An 18,892-nucleotide genomic window follows, 5' to 3' on the forward strand; every position below is an offset into this window, starting at 1 on the left:
AAATATCAGCTCCGGTAGTCGCCATTGATGGCAACATATTCCTTCGTCAGGTCGCAGGTCCAGACCGTTGCGCGACCATTGCCGAGGCCGAGATCGACCTTCACGGGAATATCCTGCTGCTTCATGACATTCGAGGCGGCGTCCTCGGAATAGGAGGGATCACGCTCACCATTGACGGCGACGCGGACATCGCCGAACCAGATGGCAAGCTTGTCGCGATCCGCCATTTCGCCCGCCTTGCCGACAGCCATGACGACACGGCCCCAATTAGCATCCTCGCCGGCGGCCGCGGTCTTGACCAGCGGCGAATTGGCGATCGAAAGCGCAATACGCTTGGCAGCGGCGTCATTTTCGGCGCCAGTCACCGTAATTTCGAGCATCTTGGTCGCGCCTTCGCCGTCGCGAACGACCTGGATAGCAAGATCCTTGAGCAGCTCGTTAAGGGCTGCGCGGAAGGCTGCAAGCTTCGGATCGTCGGCACGATCGATATGCGCCTGCCCGTCAGCCGCGGCAGCGCCAGTGGCAAACAGCATCAGCGTGTCCGAGGTCGAGGTATCGCTATCGACGGTCATGGAGTTGAAACTCGGGCCGACGCCGTCGGACAGCAGCGTCTGCAGCGCGGCAGAGGAAATATCGGCATCGGTGACGACGAAGGAGAGCATCGTTGCCATGTCGGGCGCGATCATACCCGCACCCTTGGCGATGCCGTTGATCGTGACCTTGACCCCGCCGATCTCGGCGGTGCGGGTCGCGACCTTCGGATAGGTATCCGTGGTCATGATTGCCTTGGCGGCCTCGAACCAGAAATCGCTTGTCGCATCCTTCGCCATCGTGTCGAGCACGCCGGCGAACTTGCTGGCGTCGAGAGGCTCGCCGATAACGCCAGTCGAGGCGAGATAGACTTCGTTTTCACCGCAGCCGACGGCCGCCGCCGCGGACTTGGCGGTCAGTTCCGTCGCCTGGCGGCCCTTGAGGCCGGTGAAGGCATTGGCATTGCCGGAATTGACGACGACGGCACGCGCGCTGCCATGCGCGAGGTTCTGGCGGCAGAAATCGACCGGAGCCGAAGGGCACTTCGAACGGGTGAAGACACCGGCGACGGCGGCCGGCTTGTCGAAAACCATCAGCAGGACGTCGGTCCGGTTCTTGTACTTGATGCCGGCGGACGCCGTGGTCATGCGCACGCCGCGAAGCGCAGGCATGGACGTAAAGGATTTGGGAGCGAGCGGAGAGACGGAACCGGACATGAGACCCACCTGAAAGAGCATGATGCCGAAAAGTGTAGGCGGTTTTCGGACGACATCATGCTCTATTTTTTGATTCTGGAGCGGATTCAGATTTTAGGTCGATGCGACCTAAAATCATCCGGCTCCAGTAAAGGGCCCGGAAAAACCGGGCCCTGATGGTTTGACTGCTGTGACTTACTGCTGCGGCTGAGCGTCGGGCGCTGCCGCACCATCTGCAGGAGCGACGGCGTCATCGGCCGGGGCTGCGTCCTGCTGCTTCTGCGCATCGTCATAGGCCTTGCTGAGGGCCGGGTCGTTGATGACGACCTTCGTGTCCGTCTTGGCCTTGTTCAGGAGCTCAAGATACTTGTCGCGCATGACGAGCTGACGAACCTGGTCCTTGACCTGGTCGAACGGCGGCGGCGGAGCATTGCGCTTGTCTTCGACCTTGATGATATGCCAGCCGAAATCGGTCTTGACCGGCGTCTTGGTGTAGGTGCCGACCGGAAGAGCGAAAGCCGCATCCTCGAATTCCTTGACCATACGGCCATGGCCGAAATAGCCGAGATCGCCGCCGTCGGCCTTGTTCGGGTCGGTCGACTTTTCCTTGGCCAGTTCGGCGAAATCCTTGCCGGCGTCGAGTTCCTTGATGATTGCCTTGGCCTCGTCCTCGGTCTTTACGAGGATGTGGCGGGCATGAACTTCTTCCTGCTTCGGCAGGGCTGCGACTTCCTTGTCGTAGCGGGCCTTGACTTCGTCATCCGTGATCTTGTCGGCGACATGCGCCTTGAAGAAGGCATTGTGCAGCTCGCGGTCGCGCAGATAGGCCATGTGGGCCTGGAAGTCCGGCGTCTGGTCGAGCTTTTCGGTGGCGGCCTGCTGCGACAGCAGCTTCACGTCGATCGAAGCCGAAAGCGCTGCCACCTTCTTCTGGTCGTCCGGAAGCTGGCCGAGTTGCGGATCGAGGTTGGCGATCGCCAGGTTGAGTTCGGACTGATGGATTTCGACATCGCCGACCTTGGCGACAACGGGGTCCTTGGCATCGGCTGCGAAGACCGGAGCCTGGAAGGTAACGATTGTTGCGAAAGCAACCGCAGCAAGCTTGTTATACTTCAACATAAAATAACCCTTCGGTGATCTCGACCGGCTCGACAGATGTGATTCCGGCGTGAAAAAGCCTTCAGCAGGAGAATGTGGCCTTTCTGTATCGGCCAAATCCCGTTGACATCAATCGACCCCCCTCTTATCTGTCACGCAACCTCGCGTCCAGAACAGTTTCCGGCCGTTTTGTGCTATACTCCCGTTTTTTTCGGGATCGGATAAAGCAGGAAACGGCCGGATGAAATCTCAGAAAGGACCAGTCACATGGTCAGCCTAGGTGGAATTGCCCGCAAGTTGTTCGGCTCGTCCAACGACCGCAGGGTCAAATCGTTCCAGCCGCAAGTAGCCGCAATCAATGCGCTCGAGCAGGAGATGCGAGCGCTGTCCGATGAAGCTCTGGCCGCAAAGACGGTTGAGTTCCGCCAGCAGCTCGCAGACGGCAAGACGCTCGACGATCTTCTCGTACCCGCCTTCGCCGTTGCCCGCGAAGCGTCGCGCCGTGTTCTTGGCATGCGACCTTTCGACGTGCAGCTTATCGGCGGCATGATCCTTCATTCCAACGCCATCGCCGAAATGAAGACCGGTGAAGGCAAGACCCTCGTCGCGACATTGCCGGTCTATCTGAACGCGCTGGCCGGCAAGGGCGTGCACGTCGTCACGGTCAACGACTACCTGGCACAGCGCGACAGCGGCACCATGGGCCGTCTCTACGGATTCCTCGGCCTGACCACGGGCGTCATCATTCACGGCCTGTCGGACGAAGAGCGCCACGCAGCCTATGCCTGCGACATCACCTACGGCACCAACAACGAGCTCGGCTTCGACTATCTGCGCGACAATATGAAGTATGAACGCGCGCAGATGGTACAGCGCGGCCATAGTTTTGCGATCGTGGACGAAGTGGACTCGATCCTCATCGACGAAGCGCGCACGCCGCTGATCATTTCCGGCCCGCTCGACGACCGTTCCGATCTCTACAACGCGATCGACGCCTTCATTCCGCGCCTGTCGAAGGATGATTACGAGATCGACGAAAAGCAGCGCTCCGCCAACTTCTCCGAAGACGGCACCGAGAAGCTGGAAAACATGCTGCGCGAAGCCGGCCTGTTGAAGGGTGAATCGCTCTACGACATCGAAAACGTCGCGATCGTCCACCACATCAACAACGCGCTCAAGGCGCACAAGCTGTTCCAGCGCGACAAGGACTATATCGTCCGTAACGGCGAAGTCGTCATCATCGACGAATTCACCGGCCGCATGATGCCGGGCCGCCGCTATTCCGACGGCCAGCATCAGGCCCTGGAAGCCAAGGAGCATGTGCAGATCCAGCCGGAAAACCAGACGCTGGCGCAGATCACCTTCCAGAACTATTTCCGCATGTACGACAAGCTTGCCGGCATGACCGGCACGGCATCGACGGAAGCGGAAGAATTCGGCAACATCTACGGCCTCGACGTCATCGAAGTGCCGACCAATCTGCCGATCCAGCGTATCGACGAGGACGACGAGGTCTATCGTACGCATACCGAGAAGTATAACGCCATCATCAACGAGATCCTCGATGCGCATAAGCGCGGCCAGCCGGTCCTGGTCGGCACGACATCGATCGAGAAGTCCGAACTTCTCGCCGATCTCATGCGCAAGCGCGGCTTCTCCAATTTCCAGGTGCTGAACGCTCGCTATCACGAGCAGGAAGCCTATATCGTCGCCCAGGCCGGCGTTCCCGGCACGGTGACGATCGCCACCAACATGGCTGGCCGCGGTACCGACATCCAGCTCGGCGGCAACCTCGAAATGCGTGTCGAACGCGACCTGCACGAGATGGAGCCAGGTCCCGAGCGCGATGCGGCCATTGCCAGGATCGCCGAGGAAATCAAGGAGTTGAAGCAGCAGGCGCTTGCCGCCGGCGGTCTCTACGTCATCGCCAGCGAGCGCCATGAAAGTCGGCGCATCGATAACCAGCTTCGCGGCCGTTCCGGCCGTCAGGGCGACCCGGGCCGCTCGAAGTTCTACCTGTCGCTCCAGGACGATCTGATGCGCATCTTCGGCTCCGACCGTATGGACGGCATGCTGCAGAAGCTGGGCCTCAAGGAAGGCGAAGCCATCGTCCATCCCTGGATCAACAAGGCACTCGAACGCGCCCAGAAGAAGGTTGAAGCCCGCAACTTCGATATCCGCAAGAACGTTCTGAAATACGACGATGTGCTGAACGACCAGCGCAAGGTCATCTTCGAGCAGCGCGTCGAGCTGATGGAAGCCAAGGACCTGTCCGAAACCGTGGGCGACATGCGCCATGAGGTCATCGAGGATCTGGTCTCAAGACATATTCCCGAGCGCGCCTATGCCGAACAGTGGGATGCCGACGGGCTGAAGACGGCGGTCGCCAACTTCTTCGATCTCGACCTGCCCATTCATGACTGGGTCAAGGAAGAGGGCATCGCCGAAGACGATATCCGCGCGCGCCTGACGGAAGCAGCCGACAAGGCGGCGGCCGAAAAGGCCGAGCGCTTCGGGCCTGAGATCATGACCTATGTCGAGCGCTCCATCGTGCTGCAGACGCTGGACAATCTCTGGCGCGAGCATATCGTCAATCTCGACCATCTGCGTTCGGTCATCGGCTTCCGAGGCTACGCCCAGCGCGACCCGCTGCAGGAATACAAGGCCGAAGCTTTCGAGCTGTTCCAGGCACTCTTGAACAATCTGCGCCAGGCCGTGACAGCCCAGCTCTCGCGCGTCGAACTCGTGCAGCAGCCGGCCGAGCCAGAGACGCCGCCGATGCAGGCCCGCCACATCGACGCGACGACGGGCGAGGACGAATTCTCACCCTTCGCTCTCGCAAATGAAAGCGCGGTAGCACCGGAAAACCGTGACCCGCGCAACCCGGCAACCTGGGGCCGCGTCGGCCGCAACGAGGCATGCCCCTGCGGCTCCGGCAAGAAGTATAAGCACTGCCACGGCGCCTTCGAAAGCAGCGAAGTCGTCTGAACCTTATCGGTTGATGGCAATGAACAAGATGCCGCCTTTGGGCGGCATTTTTGTTTGCGGGGCCCTCGGAACAGCGCCAGCTGACAGGTGGAGTCCCTAGATGAAGAGCCAATGCACTCAGATGGCGGAATGCGGATCTTCGCTATAGAGATGGACCGGATAGCCGGGGCCAATGACGTCAAGTACACGATCGAGCCACGCGGTGAACGCGGGATAATCGGCAAGATCGAAGCCGCAATCCGCAGCCCGATGAGCATAGGCATAAGCCGCTATATCCGCGATCGAAAACTCCTCGCCAGCGAGAAAGGGCGTGGTCTTCAGTCCACGCTCGAGCGCCGCAAGCGCACGAAGGCCGCCGGCACGCTTGGCCTCCGCCATGACGGCATTGAGCTCGAGCCGCCCCGTCAAGGTCCAGAAGCGCAGCGTGCCGATGACCGGCTCTACGTGATATTGCTCGAAGAACAGCCACTGCATGACCTTGGCGCGCTGGTAGCGATCTGCCGGAAGAAATCGCGTTCCCTCGGCGACATAGGTCAGGATCGCATTCGATTCGGCGATCGTGCGCCCATTCTCGAGTTCGAGAACGGGAATGCCGCCTGCCGGATTGAGAGCGAGAAAGGCATCCGTGCGCCCCTCGCCTTCGAAGATCGACACCAGGCGGGTTTGGTATGGAATATCAAGCAGCCCGAACAGTACCCTGGCCTTCCAGCCATTCTGCGATGGCAGATAATCGTAGAGCGTGAGCATGAGATCCTCCGTTGGCACGCGATCGATTCTATATTGCGGCTAAGTGCCCGCCACCCGTTTCCTGCGGCGGGAGCGCGGTATCGCAACCCCAAGAAGAGCCGCATCCCAAGGTTGCCTCGAATTCCCTCGGTGAACGATTCTTCGCAGCTTGCGGATGATTTTTGCATGCAGAAAGAACCGATTCTTAACCCTCCTCTGCCAAGACTGCCGCGAGGTTGGGATCATACTTAAAGTATTGCGTATCGATCATGGCGGTCTTTCAAACAGCGGAGAGAATGTTGCCGTCCGCATTGCGGACTGCGCTATCGCCGCATCTGCGCAAACTCGCTGCCCTTTTTGCCGGTCAGGACGAAAAAGCCGTCTCGCAGCGCATGGCGCTGATCGCTTTCACGATCCGCATCGCAGGCGCCGCCCTCGCCTTCCTGTCACAGATCATCCTTGCCCGCCTGATGGGCCGGTTTGAATACGGCGTCTTCGTTTTCGTCTGGGTGTTGATGATCCTGTTCGGCAATCTTGCCTGTATCGGCTTCCCGACCGCCATCATCCGGTTCCTGCCGCAGTATGATGCCAGCGGCAACTACGATGCCATTCGCGGCCTGAACGCCACGGCGCGCCTGTTCGTGGTGGCCATCTCAGGCACGCTGGCCCTGATCGGAGCACTCCTGATCCATGTCTTCCGCGGCATGATCGAAGCCTATTACATCCTGCCGACCTTCCTCGGGCTGATCGCCGTGCCGATGATCGCGCTGGGCGACGTCCTTGATGGGACGGCGCGTGCCAAGCACTGGCCGATCATGGCTCTGAGCCCGACCTTCCTGATCCGCCCGACGCTGATATTGCTCTTCATGGTCGGCGCGGTCCTCGCCGGAGCGCCGCGCGATGCGGTCACGGCCATGACGGCAGCCCTGGCCGGCGCCTTCACCAGCGTCCTGCTGCAATATCTGGTCGTCACCCTCCGTCTGCGCCGCCATTATCCGGGCGGCCCGAAAGCCACGGAATTCAACGCGTGGTTTGCCGTCGCCTTTCCTATCTTTCTTGTCGAAGGCGTGGGCTACCTTCTCACCAATTCCGATGTCGTGGTCGTCGGGATATTCCTCGATCCGGATCAGGTTGCCGTCTATTTTGCCGCCGCCAAGACCATGGCGCTGGTCCACTTCGTCTATTTCGCCGTAAAGGCCGCGATCGGCCCGCGCTTTGCCGCGATCCTGGCGGAAGGTGACCGCAGCAAGCTTGCCGCCTTCGCAGCCGATGCAACGCGTTGGACCTTCTTTCCGGCGCTTGCCGTCGGTCTTGCCGTCCTGGCCGCCGGCCAGTTGCTGCTGTCGCTTTTCGGCGCCTCTTTCACCGATGGTCAGATCGTCATGGCAATCCTGCTTGCCGGCATCCTCGCAAGGGCATTGGTCGGCCCTGCCGAAGTGCTCCTGACCATGGCCGACAAGCAGATGCTCTGCGTCTACCTCTATGCAGCGGCACTTGTCGCCAATATCGGCCTGAACGTCATCCTTATCCCGCGTCTCGGCATCGAAGGGGCAGCCATTGCCGGCACCGCCGCCATGGCGATCGAGGCCCTGCTTCTGCACATCGCGGTCCGTCACGCGCTCGGCATCACCCTGTTCGCCCTCATTCGGCGCCCCGCAACCCCACCGGCAACGAGGGCTCCCTGATTATGGCACGCCCTCCCTACACCCAAAGTACCGACAGCCAAGTGAATGCCCTGACGCATACGCTCGCAGCGCTGCACTTCGAAACGCCGAAGGCCGAGGCCCGGGTCGAGATCGGCCGCGTGGGCCGCGAACTCTGCCTCTATCCCGGCAAGCTCGGCTACGAGCTGCAGGACGAACTGGACTTCCTGTCCAACCGCGCCATAGAACCGAACGTCTTCTTCTCCGGCCGTTTCCTGGCGCCCGCCATGCCGCGGCTGGAGGACCGGCAGGTGCGTCTTGCGTTGATGCGCGACAACAGCAGCACGCGTAGCCGCATCCGTCTGCTGATGCCCTTCACTGTCGACAAGCCAGGCTTTGCGATCGGGCCCTCGATCATTCGCGTCTGGTCGAACTCCTTCGGCCCGCTCGGCACGCCGCTCGTCGATGCGGAGGATGCGGGCGAGACGCTCGACAATCTTTTCGAAGCGCTCTCCCGGCCGGAACTGCACCTGCCGACGACGCTCGTGCTGCCGGATGTGCGCCTGAACGGCCGCTTCGTTCAAATGGCGAAAGTCATCGCCATCGGCAGGAACCTGCCGATCGCGGTCGCCAATCCTTTCCAGCGGCCGATGCTTGAGAGCAACGACGACGCGCTCGCCTACCTGAAGCGGACGATTTCCAACGCGCACTTGCGCGAAATGCGCCGGCAATGGCGGCTATTGGAAAATCAAGGCGAGGTCAGCTACAACGTCGCGCGCCAGCCGGGCGACGTGCACAGACGCATGGAAGAATTCCTGGCGCTGGAAGCAAGCGGCTGGAAGGGCAAGAAGCGGTCGGCCCTCGTCACGGATCGCCACCATGCCGCCTTCGCCCGCGAAGCAATCTCCAATCTAGCGGCCATCGACGCGGTGCGCATCCACACCATCGACCTCGACGGCAAGGCGATCGCCTCCATGATCGTGCTGATGATGGGCGGCGAAGCCTATACGTGGAAGACCGCCTATGACGAGGCCTATGCCCGCTTTTCACCGGGCAAGCTCTTGATGGGCGAACTGACGGAATGGCATCTCGATGACGCCAACGTCGTCCGCTCCGATTCCTGCGCCGTACCGGATCATCCGATCATGAGCCGCTTCTGGCACGAACGCGAGGAGATGGGCACGCTCATTATCGGCCTGATGCCGAACGGCGACCGCGACGTCCGCCAGGTGACCACGCAGCTCCACATGTATCGCAGCACCCGCAACATGGCGAAGCTGCTGCGCGAAAAGATCCTGTCGCTTACGAAACGCTGACCTCGGCCATCGCCCGCTCGCGCAGCAGGCGGCGGATCACCTTGCCTGAGGTCGTCAGCGGCAGAGCATCGACGAATTCGATCTCGCGCGGATATTCGTGCATGGAAAGCCGGGTCTTCACCCACTCGCGGATTTCGGCCGCGAGCGCCTCGCTTGGCTCGTGGCCGGGCACGAGAACGACATAGGCCTTGACGATTTCCGTCCTGACCGCATCCGGCTTTCCCACAGCCGCGGCAAGCTGCACGGCCGGATGGCCGCCGAGGCAATCCTCGATCTCGCTCGGGCCGATGCGATAGCCCGACGAGGTGATGACATCGTCGTCGCGCCCGACGAAGGAAATATAGCCATCCGCATCCTGCCGGCCGATATCGCCCGTCAGCAGCCAGTCATTGGCAAATTTCGCCTCCGTCGCCGCCTCGTTCTGCCAGTAGCCGAGAAACATCACCGGATCGGGCCGCCTGATCGCGATCTGCCCCGCCTCTCCTACTGCAACCTCGACGCCATCGGCATCGACGATCGCGACACGATGGCCGGGCGCCGGTTTGCCCGTCGCGCCAGCACGGCTGACGCCGAAGGCCTCGCTGGAAGAGAGCACGAAATTGCACTCCGTCTGGCCGAAGAATTCGTTGACGCTGACACCGAGCGCCGAGCGTGCCCACTCGAAGGTTTCGCGGCCGAGCGCCTCGCCGGCCGAACCGATCGTGCGCAGCTTGAGATCGTAATGCGCCCGCGGATTATCGACGGCCTTCAGCAGGCGCAGCGCCGTCGGCGGAATGAAGGCATTGCGCACCTCCATCTCGGCCATGATGCGGAACGCCATGTGCGGATCGAACTTCTGCGCAGGCGAGGAAACGACCGGGACGCCAAGCATCAGGCTCGGCAACAGAGCATTCAGGAGGCCGCCGGCCCAAGCCCAGTCCGACGGCGTCCAGAGCCGGTCGCCGGCCTTGGGAAAGCCTTCATGGGCGAACTGCATGCCCGGGATGTGACCCGGCAATACGCGATGGCCATGCAGCGCGCCCTTGGGCGGCCCGGTCGTGCCCGAGGTGAAGATCATCAATGCCGGGTCATTCGGGCCAGTATCGGCCACCTCGAACAAGGGCGGATGGGTCGCGACCAGATCGGCAAAGCCGGCCACATCCTCTTCCGCGCCATCGATGCTGATCACCTGAGCGAGTTCAGGCAGCCCGTCCCGGATCGGACGCAGCCGTTCGAGGCCGAAGCGGTTGGTGACGATGGCCGATGCTCCGGATGCCTTCAGCCGGTATTCCAGCGCCTCGGCACCGAATAGCAAGGCCAGCGGCAGGGCGATCGCCCCCATCTTGTAGATCGCCACATGCGCCACGACCGTCTCGAAACTCTGCGGCAGCAGCAGCGCCACCCGATCTCCTCGCTGCACGCCAAGCGCGGTAAGTGCATGGGCGAAAGAGGCGGAGCGATCACGCAACTCACCATAGGTCATGGAAAAGTGATTGCCGTCCGGATTGAAATGCTGGAGGCAGACCCGATCGGGCTCGCGTTCGGCCCAGGCATCGCAAACAGCATGTCCTATGTTGAATTTCGCCGGAATCTCCCAACGAAAGTCGCGATAGAGGGCATCGTAAGTGTCACGCGGGGGCAATCTCATGCGGAATTCCAGAAAATGGTGCGGTGCAGCTAACACCTGTCGCCTCTGGGGTTCAAGGAAACATTTGAAATTGCCGTCTTCCCTGCCAAATGATTTGCCTTATTTATTGAAGAACACTTCGAAGCTCTTCACGAACTGACGCACCGATCGACGGCAAGCCTGGCCGTCGGATTAATTTGGTGACGCACGCACTCCGCCGCCCTCAGCGCGGCGAGCCTCTTTGCGCCGGGTAATCGAATGGACGGAGAATAGCGATGGAATACGTAAAGCTTGGCCGCACCGGTCTGGAAGTTTCACGCATCTGCCTGGGTTGCATGACCTATGGCGATCCCAACAAGGGCACGCATGCCTGGTCGTTGAAGGAGGAGGACAGCCGCCCGCTGCTGCGCCAGGCGATCGAGGCCGGCATCAACTTCCTCGATACGGCCAACACCTACTCCAACGGCTCGTCGGAAGAGATCGTCGGCCGCGCCATCAAGGATTTCGCCCGCCGCGACGATATCGTGCTCGCCACCAAGGTCTTCAACCGCATGCGTCCCGGCCCGAACGGTGCAGGCCTCTCGCGCAAGGCGATCTTCGATGAAATCGACAACAGCCTGCGCCGTCTCGGCACCGACTATGTCGATCTCTATCAAATTCACCGCTGGGACTATACGACGCCGATCGAGGAAACGCTGGAAGCGCTTCATGATGTCGTCAAGGCCGGTAAGGCTCGGTATATCGGCGCCTCCTCCATGTATGCCTGGCAGTTCGCCAAGGCGATCTACATCTCCCGCCTCAACGGCTGGACCGAGTTCGTCAGCATGCAGGACCACCTGAACCTGCTCTACCGCGAGGAGGAGCGCGAGATGCTGCCCTTCTGCGAGGACCAGAAGATCGCCGTCATCCCCTGGAGCCCACTTGCTCGCGGTCGCCTCACCCGCGATTGGGATGAAGCGACGGCCCGCACGGAGTCCGACGAATTCGGGAAGACGCTCTATACCCAGGCGCTCGAGGCCGACCGCAAGATCGTCGATGCCGTCGGCACCGTTGCCAAGGCACGCGGCATCCCGCGCGCGCAGGTCGCAACCGCCTGGATCCTGCAGAAAAGCGCCGTCACCGCCCCGATCATCGGCGCCTCCAAGCCCGGCCACATCACGGACGCCGTCGCCTCGCTGGAGGTCAAATTGACGCCGGAGGAAATCGGCGCGCTGGAAAGCCCCTACGTTCCGCATGGAGTTGCTGGGTTCAAGTGAACCGGGATTTTGGAGCTGGTCAGGTTGGGCTGATGGTATTGCGGCTGGCTGTCTGGCCTCTCACCCCTCTTCCGGTAGAGCAATCTGCATATGAAATGTGAAATGAAGTGGTTGCCGCGCAACCCTTCTCCCCTCGGGGAGAAGGTGGCCCGAAGGGTCGGATGAGGGGGCTGGCCGACTTGAATTCATGGATCTTCTTGCTCTCGGCAGGCCCCCTCATCCGCCTGACGGCACCTTCTCCCCGAGGGGAGAAGGAGGTGGGAGATAATCCCAAGCTCCGAAGCCGAAGCCATGCAGCCTGCGGCAAATCGCGCAAAAGTGACTTCACGAACCGGTCACAGTTGCGGCTTAACAGGTCATGATTCCCTACCCCCGAGGATGATATCCAATGATCACAGTTCCCTTCGAGGCGCGGCGATTTCAATCGACCGCGGCCTATTATCTGCGCTATCGCATCCCCTATCCGGACAGGCTGATCGAGCGCGTCGCCGAGCGCAGCGGGCTTGAGCCTGGCGACCATGTGCTCGACCTCGGCTGCGGCCCCGGCCAGCTCGGCATCGCCTTCGCGCGGCTGCAGGGTGCCGCCGTCACCGCCATGGATCCGGAACCGGAAATGCTCGCCGAAGCCGCGCTCGGCGCGAAGGCAGCCGGCGTCGATATCAGCATCCGCCAAGGCTCTTCCTACGATCTCGGCCCCGATATCGGCAGGCTGCACCTCTGCGTCATGGGTCGCTCCTTCCACTGGATGGACAGGCCGGCAACGCTTGAGGCCCTCGACAAGTTGATCGAGCCGGACGGCGCCCTCGTGCTTTTTCACGATAAAGACATTCTGGCGGAGCCGAACTGGCGCGGCATCCTTGAACCGCTGATGGAAACCTATTCGCCCGAGCGCAGCGCGGAGCGGCAGATGCGCCGGAGCAAGGAATGGGCGCCGCATGAAGCCATGCTGCTCGCCTCCCCCTTCCGCAATCTGGAACGGATCGGCATCGTCTCGGAATACACCAGGGATATCGAAGAGATCGTCGGCCGCATCTTCTCGATGTCGTCGACTTCGCCGCAGGCGCTGGGGAACAAGGCAGCCGATTTCGAAGCCGCACTTCGCGCCGAACTGCTCGCAGTCGCACCCGACGGCAAATTCAGAGAGGTCGTCGAGGCGAACGGGCTGCTCGCCTTCCGCGACTAGAGCAATTCCAGGAAAAGTGCGCAGCGGTTTTCCGTCCGGAATTGCGAGATAACAAAGAGATAGAGCATCTCAGAGATTCCGTGAAAAGCTGAACCGCTATAGATCAGCTCTTTTCTTCACCCGGCGGCGGCGACAGCTCCTGCCGGGTCGCCGACAGGAATTCCTGCGACAATTCGGGATTGTCCATGGCGCGTGCCAGGATGACGGCACCGACCATGGCCGAGAGGCTGGCAAAGGCCTTGCGCCGTCGCTCCTCCGGCGTTTGGCCGGGAACGATCTCTTCCAGCACCTCGACCAGCCCCATCAGGCCGCCGGTGAAGGTGGACTGCATCTCGGGGCCGTGGCGGCTGACCTCCTGCGTCAGCGCCGCGAAGACACAGCCTGTCGCGTGCTCGACCACGTTGCGATGCGAGAGATAATGGGCAAGCAGCGCTTCCAGCGGTTGGTCGGGCGAGCTTGACGCCACCTGCTTCCAGCGCTCCAGCGAACGAGCCACAAGCGCCTTGCTCGCCTCACAGGCAAGCTCGTCTTTCGAATCGAAATGGCCGTAGAAACCGCCATGCGTCAGCCCCGCCGCCTTCATGATCTCGGCGACGCCGATGCCGTCAAAACCCTTCTCGCGAAAGAGCTCGCCCGCCACGGCAAGGATCTTCTCGCGATTCTCGGCGAATTTCTCCCGGCTCACTCTCATCAAAAAACTCCATCAGAGCATCAATAAATCTGCATTGACAATTTATATGATGACCATCATCAATACGCAACAAATATGATAGCAATCATGTAAATGCCTTTACACAAACGTTCAAGCCGGGAGAACGGCATGGCGCTAGAAGTGGACACGGTACCCCCGGCCATCCGCGATCGAGCGCTTTCGCAAATCTCCCGATCCTGACGCCAAGACACGCAACCTTATCGGAACGCACCTCATGGTCTCAACTGCCCTTGCTTCGACGCTTGCCCGGCGCAACATCCACTATGGATGGGTCGTCGTCGGCGCCACCTTCCTCACCATGCTGGTCACGGCCGGCGCCATGGGCGCGCCCGGCGTGCTCATCAAGCCGCTGGAGGACGAGTTCGGCTGGAGCACCTCGTCCATTTCCTCGGCACTTGCCGTGCGGCTGCTGCTGTTCGGCCTGATGGGACCCTTCGCCGCCGCCTTCATGAACCATTTCGGCGTGCGCAAGGTCATCGTCTTCGCGCTGGCGACCATTGCCGTCGGCTTCATCGGCTCGCTCTTCATGACGCAAGTCTGGCAGCTGCTGCTATGCTGGGGCATCATCATCGGCTTCGGCACAGGCCTCACCGCCATGGTGCTCGCCGCGACCGTCTCGACGCGCTGGTTCACCAAGCATCGCGGCCTCGTCATCGGCATGCTCTCGGCAAGCTCGGCCACCGGACAGCTCGTCTTCCTGCCGCTGATGGCGGAGCTGACGACGCGCTACGGCTGGCGCACCACGGTGCTCTTCGTCTGCGGCATGATCGTCGTCGCTGCATTCGTCGTGCTGCTCCTGATGCGCGACCGCCCTTCTGACATGAACCTGCCGCTGGTCGGCGAGATCCACATCACGCCTCCGCCGCCGGCGACCAAAAACCTGAAGGCCGCGCTTGCCTCGCCCCTGTCGATCCTGCGGGAGGCCTCCACGACCTCGACCTTCTGGATCCTCTTTGCCACCTTCTTCATTTGCGGCCTGTCGACAAACGGCCTGATCCAGACGCATTTCGTCACGCTCTGCGGCGATTTCGGCATCGTGCCTGTCGCGGCCGCCAGCGTGCTCGCCGTCATGGGCATCTTCGATTTCTTCGGCACGATCGGCTCCGGCTGGCTCTCCGACCGCTTCGACAATCGCTGGCTGCTTTTCTGGTATTACGGCCTGCGCGGCCTGTCGCTGGTCTATCTGCCCTTCAGCGACTTCACCTTCTACGGCCTGTCGATCTTCGCCGTTTTCTACGGCCTCGACTGGATCGCCACCGTGCCGCCGACCGTCAAGATCGCCGCCGACCGCTTCGGCCGCGAAAAGGCCGGCCTCATCTTCGGCTGGGTCTTCGCCGGCCATCAGCTCGGTGCCGCCACCGCCGCCTATGGCGCCGGCCTCACCCGCACGGAGCTGAACACCTATCTTCCCGCCTTCTTCGTCGCCGGCGCCTTCTGCCTGCTCGCCGCAATCCTGGCGATCACCCTGCAAAAGTCCGGTTCCATCAGCAAAGGCCCGGCCATGGCTCACTGAGCCTCAAACGGCAAAAAGCCCATGGCGTCCACTACGCCATGGGCTAAACCGCAACCCTGCGGAAACACTCGCAATATCTGCGATCTCCGGCTTGCGCGCCCCGCCGCTCACATGCTAGACAGCCGCCTCGTCATGATCCGTTGCCCCATTGGCGGAATTGGTAGACGCGCTCGACTCAAAATCGAGTTTCGAAAGAAGTGCTGGTTCGACTCCGGCATGGGGCACCACTTTTCTTAAGCAACTACATCGACACGCGAAATTAAATTCGCTTTATCTAATTGTTTATATCCCCGCGATCCATCTTCGCTTGGTGCAGGACTGAATTTCCTTTGCTTATCCCAGCAGCCGATCTACCTCGACTTCCTATTATCCAAGTCAGCTTTACAGCCTCGCCTTTGCCACCGCATCAAAAAAGTTGCCCGTAATGGCCTGCGCAAGCTTCCATAAACAAATTCTGCTATGTATCACAGAACCTGTTGCGGCCTTGGACGTTCCATCAGCATGAGTGAAGCGCTGATCAATGAAAAGATACTGGCTTGGGCCGTAAATCGCGCCGACATGCCGCTCGATGCCGTTGCCAAAAAGGTGCCGGTAAAGCCCGAGCGATTGGCCGAATGGCTCGAGGGCATCGACCGACCGACATTTCGCCAAGCTAAGTCGCTTTCCTCCGTGTTGCACATCCCGTTTGGCTATCTTTTTCTGAAGGAGCCTCCAGAGGAAGAGTTGTCGATTCCTGATCTTAGAACGGTCGGAAGCGACCCCTCCAAGCGCCTAGATGCAAATTTTAGGGATTTGCTCAATGACATCCTATTCAAGCGGGATTGGTTCAAAGACCATTTGATCGCCTATGATGATCTGAAGCTCGAATTCGTGGGCAAGTTCTCCAAGGACGCCGATCCGGAAGCAGTCGCCGCTGACATTCGTAAAACACTGTATGGAGCCTCCAGAGAGCCGATAACGGCCAATTGGGAGACACACCTCCGGATGCTAATCGGCAAGGCCGAGGATGCTGGCATATGGGTTATCCGCAACGGTATCGTCGGAAGTAATACCCACAGACCCTTGTCTGTTAGCCAGTTCCGTGGATTTGCCATCAGCGATCCGCTGGTGCCGCTGATCTTTATCAACGGAAGAGACGCCAAAGCTGCGCAGATTTTTACGCTTGCGCACGAGCTTGCGCACATATGGATCGGTACCAGCGGCGTTTCGAACGTCTTTATAGGCGAGTCCGATTACGGCGTTAACCGAGCAATAGAGCAGAAGTGCAATCAGATTGCCGCAGAATTTCTGGTTCCAAAAAATGGCTTTGCGAGCCGCTGGGATCACGAATCTTCTGTCATCAGCAATGCCGATCGATTGGCAAGGGTCTATAAGGTGAGCCGTATCGTTATCGCTCGCCGTGCATTCGATTTGGGGCTTATCGACGAGAGCCATTACAAGAGCTTTTATGCGCTTGAAAGTTCTGGCTGGGAGGAAGCAAAGGCGGACAGCGAAGGCGGCGGCAGCTTTTACAACAATCTCCCATTGCGCAACGGAATCAGATTCACCAACGCGGTGATGGCGCAGGCAATGAGCGGGCGCCTGTTGCTGAAACATGCGGCAAACCTTCTGAACACTCAGCCGGCCACACTTATGGCCTTCCATAATAAAACACGAGCCGCGCAATGAATTTCCTGCTCGATACGAATGTCTTTATCGAAGCAAAAAATCGTTATTACGCATTCGACATTTGCCCTGGTTTCTGGGACTGGATGGATAGCGCCTGTGGTGTAAAAGTTGCCTCCATCGTGAATGTCAGGGAGGAACTGACTCGCGGAGACGACGAACTATCGGCATGGGCTCATGATCGAAAAGATGCCGAGTGGTTCCTGAAGGTCGATGATAGCGAAACTCAGGTCAATTTCGGAGAAATTGCCGCTTACATCTCCTCTGGACAATATACATCGCAGGCCGTAGCAAAGTTTCTTGACGATGCTGATCCTTGGTTAATAGCGAAAGCTAGGAGCATGAGCGCTACCGTGATCACTCACGAGCTGCCCAGCCCAAATTCGAAAAAGAGGGTTCTGATTCCCGATGTCTGCAATGCCTTTGATGTGAAATACATTAATATGTTTGACGCGCTACGAGGCTTCTCCACACAGTTTACCTGGTCCGTTTAATTATTGTTCGCCCCTCGATGGCCAGCGCTTCATCACCGGAGCCATCATCGAAGTTGGGGGTTATTTGCGTACATACGGCATTGGTCACGAAACTCCATGATCGGCATGGCCTCGCCAGCTTCCTCTATGTCTATGTAGTATCCGCCTTGTTCTGAACGAAATGCTTGCCGAACACTACTGAGAAAGCCCGGCGAATGCTGCAGTATCGCCACCTCACTCCCAAACCATCACGAAAAATTTTGCCTTTCCGCCACTTCCCTCACCCGCTGACCATTTACAGCCATAATCCTGCCCCCTAAAGGTTTGCAACGCAGCAAAAAGGGGGCCCTATGCTTCGTAGACTGTACGACTGGACCATGTCGCTCGCCGGCCGCAAATCGGCGGAAATCTGGTTGGCCGTGATTGCCTTCGTCGAGAGCTCCATCTTCCTCGTTCCGGCTGATGTGCTATTCCTGCCGATGTCGCTGGCGAAGCCCGAGCGCGCGTGGCGTTATGCGCTGACGGCGACGGTTGCCTCCGTGCTTGGCGGCATTGCCGGCTGGGCGCTCGGCTATTACGCCTTCGAGACCATCGCCAAGCCGATCCTCGAATTCTATGGCAAGCTCGACGCCTTCAACCAGATGAGCGCCGGCATCACCTATGAATGGGTGCTCCTGCTGCTGGTCACATCGGGGCTGGCGCATCTGCCGCCTATCAAGGTGGTAACCATCCTCTCCGGCGTCGCCCATATCGATCTCGGCTTGTTCATCATCTCCGCCATCGTCGCGCGCGGCGGGCGCTTCTTTCTCCTGGCCTTCCTGCTTCGCCGCTATGGCGAATCCATCCGCCATTTCATCGAGAAGCGCCTGGGCCAGATCACCATGGCAGCCGCCGCCGTTCTCATCGCCCTCTACGGCATCTTCCATTTTGCCCTGGCGAGCTGACCAAGGAGCCCTCAACGCATGTCCATGACTTCGCCTTCCTCCCGCGCCGGCCTCGGCTATGGCGTCCTGCTGACGATCGGCATGATCGTCGTCATCGGCTCGGCGCTCGGCTTCCAGTATATCGGCGGGTATATCCCCTGCGCGCTCTGCCTCGACCAGCGTCAGCCGTATTATTACGGCATCCCCGTCGCCATCATCGCCGTGCTGACGGCAATCGCCGGCCTGCCTTCCTGGATCACCCGTGGGCTGCTCATCATCGCCGGCCTGATGATGGTTGTCGGCGGCGGCATCGGCGTCTATCACGCCGGCGTCGAATGGCACTTCTGGGAAGGCCCGACCACCTGCTCGACCACGGCCAGCAGCGTCACGCAGAACGCCGGCGACCTGCTCGGCCAGCTGAACACCATCAAAGGCCCGTCCTGCACGGAAGCAGCGTTGCGCATCCTCGGCCTGTCCATGGCCGGCTGGAACGTGATCGCCAGCGTCATCCTGGCTGCTATTGCTTTTGTGGGTGCGAAGAAGGCGGGTTGACCCCTTCTCTCC

The 18,892-nt window shown here is 60.3% G+C and carries 15 protein-coding genes and 1 tRNA gene; 11 read left to right on the forward strand and 5 right to left on the reverse strand.

Going from position 1 to position 18,892, the window contains the following annotated elements; translation table 11 throughout:
• Positions 1-5: 5 nt before the first annotated feature.
• On the reverse strand, positions 6-1,247 hold the full coding sequence (argJ, locus tag FHT84_RS06305; RefSeq protein ID WP_112341708.1) for a bifunctional glutamate N-acetyltransferase/amino-acid acetyltransferase ArgJ: 1,242 nt from the start codon (positions 1,245-1,247) through the stop codon (positions 6-8).
• Between the two features lie 174 nt (positions 1,248-1,421).
• On the reverse strand, positions 1,422-2,345 hold the full coding sequence (locus FHT84_RS06310) for a peptidylprolyl isomerase (protein ID WP_112341268.1): 924 nt from the start codon (positions 2,343-2,345) through the stop codon (positions 1,422-1,424).
• A 246-nt stretch (positions 2,346-2,591) separates the two neighbouring features.
• Here FHT84_RS06310 and secA point away from each other — a divergent pair, with 246 nt between their 5' ends.
• Complete coding sequence (gene secA, locus FHT84_RS06315) at positions 2,592-5,312, forward strand: preprotein translocase subunit SecA (protein ID WP_112341269.1); 2,721 nt, start codon at positions 2,592-2,594, stop codon at positions 5,310-5,312.
• A 117-nt stretch (positions 5,313-5,429) separates the two neighbouring features.
• Here the strand turns inward: secA and FHT84_RS06320 are convergent, their stop codons facing one another.
• The gene (locus tag FHT84_RS06320) at positions 5,430-6,059 is read right to left on the reverse strand and encodes a glutathione S-transferase family protein (RefSeq protein ID WP_112341270.1); all 630 of its coding nucleotides are present in this window, start codon (positions 6,057-6,059) and stop codon (positions 5,430-5,432) included.
• Between the two features lie 248 nt (positions 6,060-6,307).
• On the opposite strand from FHT84_RS06320, the gene FHT84_RS06325 reads away from it, so the two are divergent.
• Together FHT84_RS06325 and FHT84_RS06330 are read left to right on the forward strand one after the other, a co-directional pair.
• Positions 6,308-7,723, forward strand: coding sequence for a lipopolysaccharide biosynthesis protein (locus tag FHT84_RS06325; protein WP_112341271.1), 1,416 nt, complete (start codon positions 6,308-6,310; stop codon positions 7,721-7,723).
• A gap of 2 nt (positions 7,724-7,725) precedes the next feature.
• Positions 7,726-8,997, forward strand: coding sequence for a GNAT family N-acetyltransferase (locus tag FHT84_RS06330; RefSeq protein WP_183761399.1), 1,272 nt, complete (start codon positions 7,726-7,728; stop codon positions 8,995-8,997).
• Here the strand turns inward: FHT84_RS06330 and FHT84_RS06335 are convergent.
• Positions 8,984-10,624, reverse strand: a complete 1,641-nt coding sequence (locus tag FHT84_RS06335) for an AMP-binding protein (protein ID WP_183761402.1) — start codon at positions 10,622-10,624, stop codon at positions 8,984-8,986. The two genes, FHT84_RS06330 and FHT84_RS06335, sit on opposite strands and share 14 nt — an antisense overlap.
• Before the next feature lie 254 nt (positions 10,625-10,878).
• Here FHT84_RS06335 and FHT84_RS06340 point away from each other — a divergent pair, with 254 nt between their 5' ends.
• The gene (locus FHT84_RS06340) at positions 10,879-11,859 is read left to right on the forward strand and encodes an aldo/keto reductase (protein ID WP_113249100.1); all 981 of its coding nucleotides are present in this window, start codon (positions 10,879-10,881) and stop codon (positions 11,857-11,859) included.
• 388 nt (positions 11,860-12,247) lie between these two features.
• On the forward strand, positions 12,248-13,042 hold the full coding sequence (locus FHT84_RS06345; RefSeq protein ID WP_183761405.1) for a methyltransferase domain-containing protein: 795 nt from the start codon (positions 12,248-12,250) through the stop codon (positions 13,040-13,042).
• Between the two features lie 103 nt (positions 13,043-13,145).
• Here the strand turns inward: FHT84_RS06345 and FHT84_RS06350 are convergent, their stop codons facing one another.
• Positions 13,146-13,733, reverse strand: coding sequence for a TetR/AcrR family transcriptional regulator (locus tag FHT84_RS06350; RefSeq protein WP_183761408.1), 588 nt, complete (start codon positions 13,731-13,733; stop codon positions 13,146-13,148).
• A 235-nt stretch (positions 13,734-13,968) separates the two neighbouring features.
• Here FHT84_RS06350 and FHT84_RS06355 point away from each other — a divergent pair, with 235 nt between their 5' ends.
• The 6 genes from FHT84_RS06355 to FHT84_RS06380 all read left to right on the forward strand — a co-directional run bounded on the left by FHT84_RS06355 (position 13,969) and on the right by FHT84_RS06380 (position 18,880).
• Entirely contained in the window at positions 13,969-15,267 is a 1,299-nt protein-coding gene (locus FHT84_RS06355) for an MFS transporter (protein ID WP_183761411.1), read from the forward strand.
• 142 nt (positions 15,268-15,409) lie between these two features.
• Positions 15,410-15,494, forward strand: a tRNA-Leu gene (locus FHT84_RS06360).
• A 274-nt stretch (positions 15,495-15,768) separates the two neighbouring features.
• Complete coding sequence (locus FHT84_RS06365; protein WP_169645109.1) at positions 15,769-16,935, forward strand: ImmA/IrrE family metallo-endopeptidase; 1,167 nt, start codon at positions 15,769-15,771, stop codon at positions 16,933-16,935.
• On the forward strand, positions 16,932-17,426 hold the full coding sequence (locus FHT84_RS06370; RefSeq protein WP_183761414.1) for a DUF4411 family protein: 495 nt from the start codon (positions 16,932-16,934) through the stop codon (positions 17,424-17,426). The genes FHT84_RS06365 and FHT84_RS06370 overlap by 4 nt, the downstream gene beginning before the upstream one ends.
• A 329-nt stretch (positions 17,427-17,755) precedes the next feature.
• Positions 17,756-18,349: a YqaA family protein gene (locus FHT84_RS06375; RefSeq protein ID WP_169645111.1), complete on the forward strand. Its 594-nt coding sequence runs from the start codon at positions 17,756-17,758 to the stop codon at positions 18,347-18,349.
• A gap of 18 nt (positions 18,350-18,367) precedes the next feature.
• The gene (locus FHT84_RS06380; protein ID WP_169645112.1) at positions 18,368-18,880 is read left to right on the forward strand and encodes a disulfide bond formation protein B; all 513 of its coding nucleotides are present in this window, start codon (positions 18,368-18,370) and stop codon (positions 18,878-18,880) included.
• Positions 18,881-18,892 lie beyond the last annotated feature (12 nt).

The sequence above is a fragment of the Rhizobium sp. BK289 genome (genome assembly GCF_014193575.1).
Taxonomy (GTDB): domain Bacteria; phylum Pseudomonadota; class Alphaproteobacteria; order Rhizobiales; family Rhizobiaceae; genus Rhizobium; species Rhizobium tropici_C.

What these genes read in the sequence shown, in the direction of transcription:
- FHT84_RS06355 (WP_183761411.1), top strand. Translation starts at nt 13,969, where the DNA reads ATGGTCTCAACTGCCCTTGCTTCGACGCTTGCCCGGCGCAACATCCAC.
- argJ (WP_112341708.1), bottom strand. Translation starts at nt 1,247, where the DNA reads ATGTCCGGTTCCGTCTCTCCGCTCGCTCCCAAATCCTTTACGTCCATG.
- FHT84_RS06370 (WP_183761414.1), top strand. Translation starts at nt 16,932, where the DNA reads ATGAATTTCCTGCTCGATACGAATGTCTTTATCGAAGCAAAAAATCGT.
- FHT84_RS06345 (WP_183761405.1), top strand. Translation starts at nt 12,248, where the DNA reads ATGATCACAGTTCCCTTCGAGGCGCGGCGATTTCAATCGACCGCGGCC.
- secA (WP_112341269.1), top strand. Translation starts at nt 2,592, where the DNA reads ATGGTCAGCCTAGGTGGAATTGCCCGCAAGTTGTTCGGCTCGTCCAAC.
- FHT84_RS06340 (WP_113249100.1), top strand. Translation starts at nt 10,879, where the DNA reads ATGGAATACGTAAAGCTTGGCCGCACCGGTCTGGAAGTTTCACGCATC.
- FHT84_RS06375 (WP_169645111.1), top strand. Translation starts at nt 17,756, where the DNA reads ATGCTTCGTAGACTGTACGACTGGACCATGTCGCTCGCCGGCCGCAAA.
- FHT84_RS06350 (WP_183761408.1), bottom strand. Translation starts at nt 13,733, where the DNA reads ATGAGAGTGAGCCGGGAGAAATTCGCCGAGAATCGCGAGAAGATCCTT.
- FHT84_RS06335 (WP_183761402.1), bottom strand. Translation starts at nt 10,624, where the DNA reads ATGAGATTGCCCCCGCGTGACACTTACGATGCCCTCTATCGCGACTTT.
- FHT84_RS06380 (WP_169645112.1), top strand. Translation starts at nt 18,368, where the DNA reads ATGTCCATGACTTCGCCTTCCTCCCGCGCCGGCCTCGGCTATGGCGTC.
- FHT84_RS06365 (WP_169645109.1), top strand. Translation starts at nt 15,769, where the DNA reads ATGAGTGAAGCGCTGATCAATGAAAAGATACTGGCTTGGGCCGTAAAT.
- FHT84_RS06310 (WP_112341268.1), bottom strand. Translation starts at nt 2,345, where the DNA reads ATGTTGAAGTATAACAAGCTTGCTGCGGTTGCTTTCGCAACAATCGTT.
- FHT84_RS06320 (WP_112341270.1), bottom strand. Translation starts at nt 6,059, where the DNA reads ATGCTCACGCTCTACGATTATCTGCCATCGCAGAATGGCTGGAAGGCC.
- FHT84_RS06325 (WP_112341271.1), top strand. Translation starts at nt 6,308, where the DNA reads ATGGCGGTCTTTCAAACAGCGGAGAGAATGTTGCCGTCCGCATTGCGG.
- FHT84_RS06330 (WP_183761399.1), top strand. Translation starts at nt 7,726, where the DNA reads ATGGCACGCCCTCCCTACACCCAAAGTACCGACAGCCAAGTGAATGCC.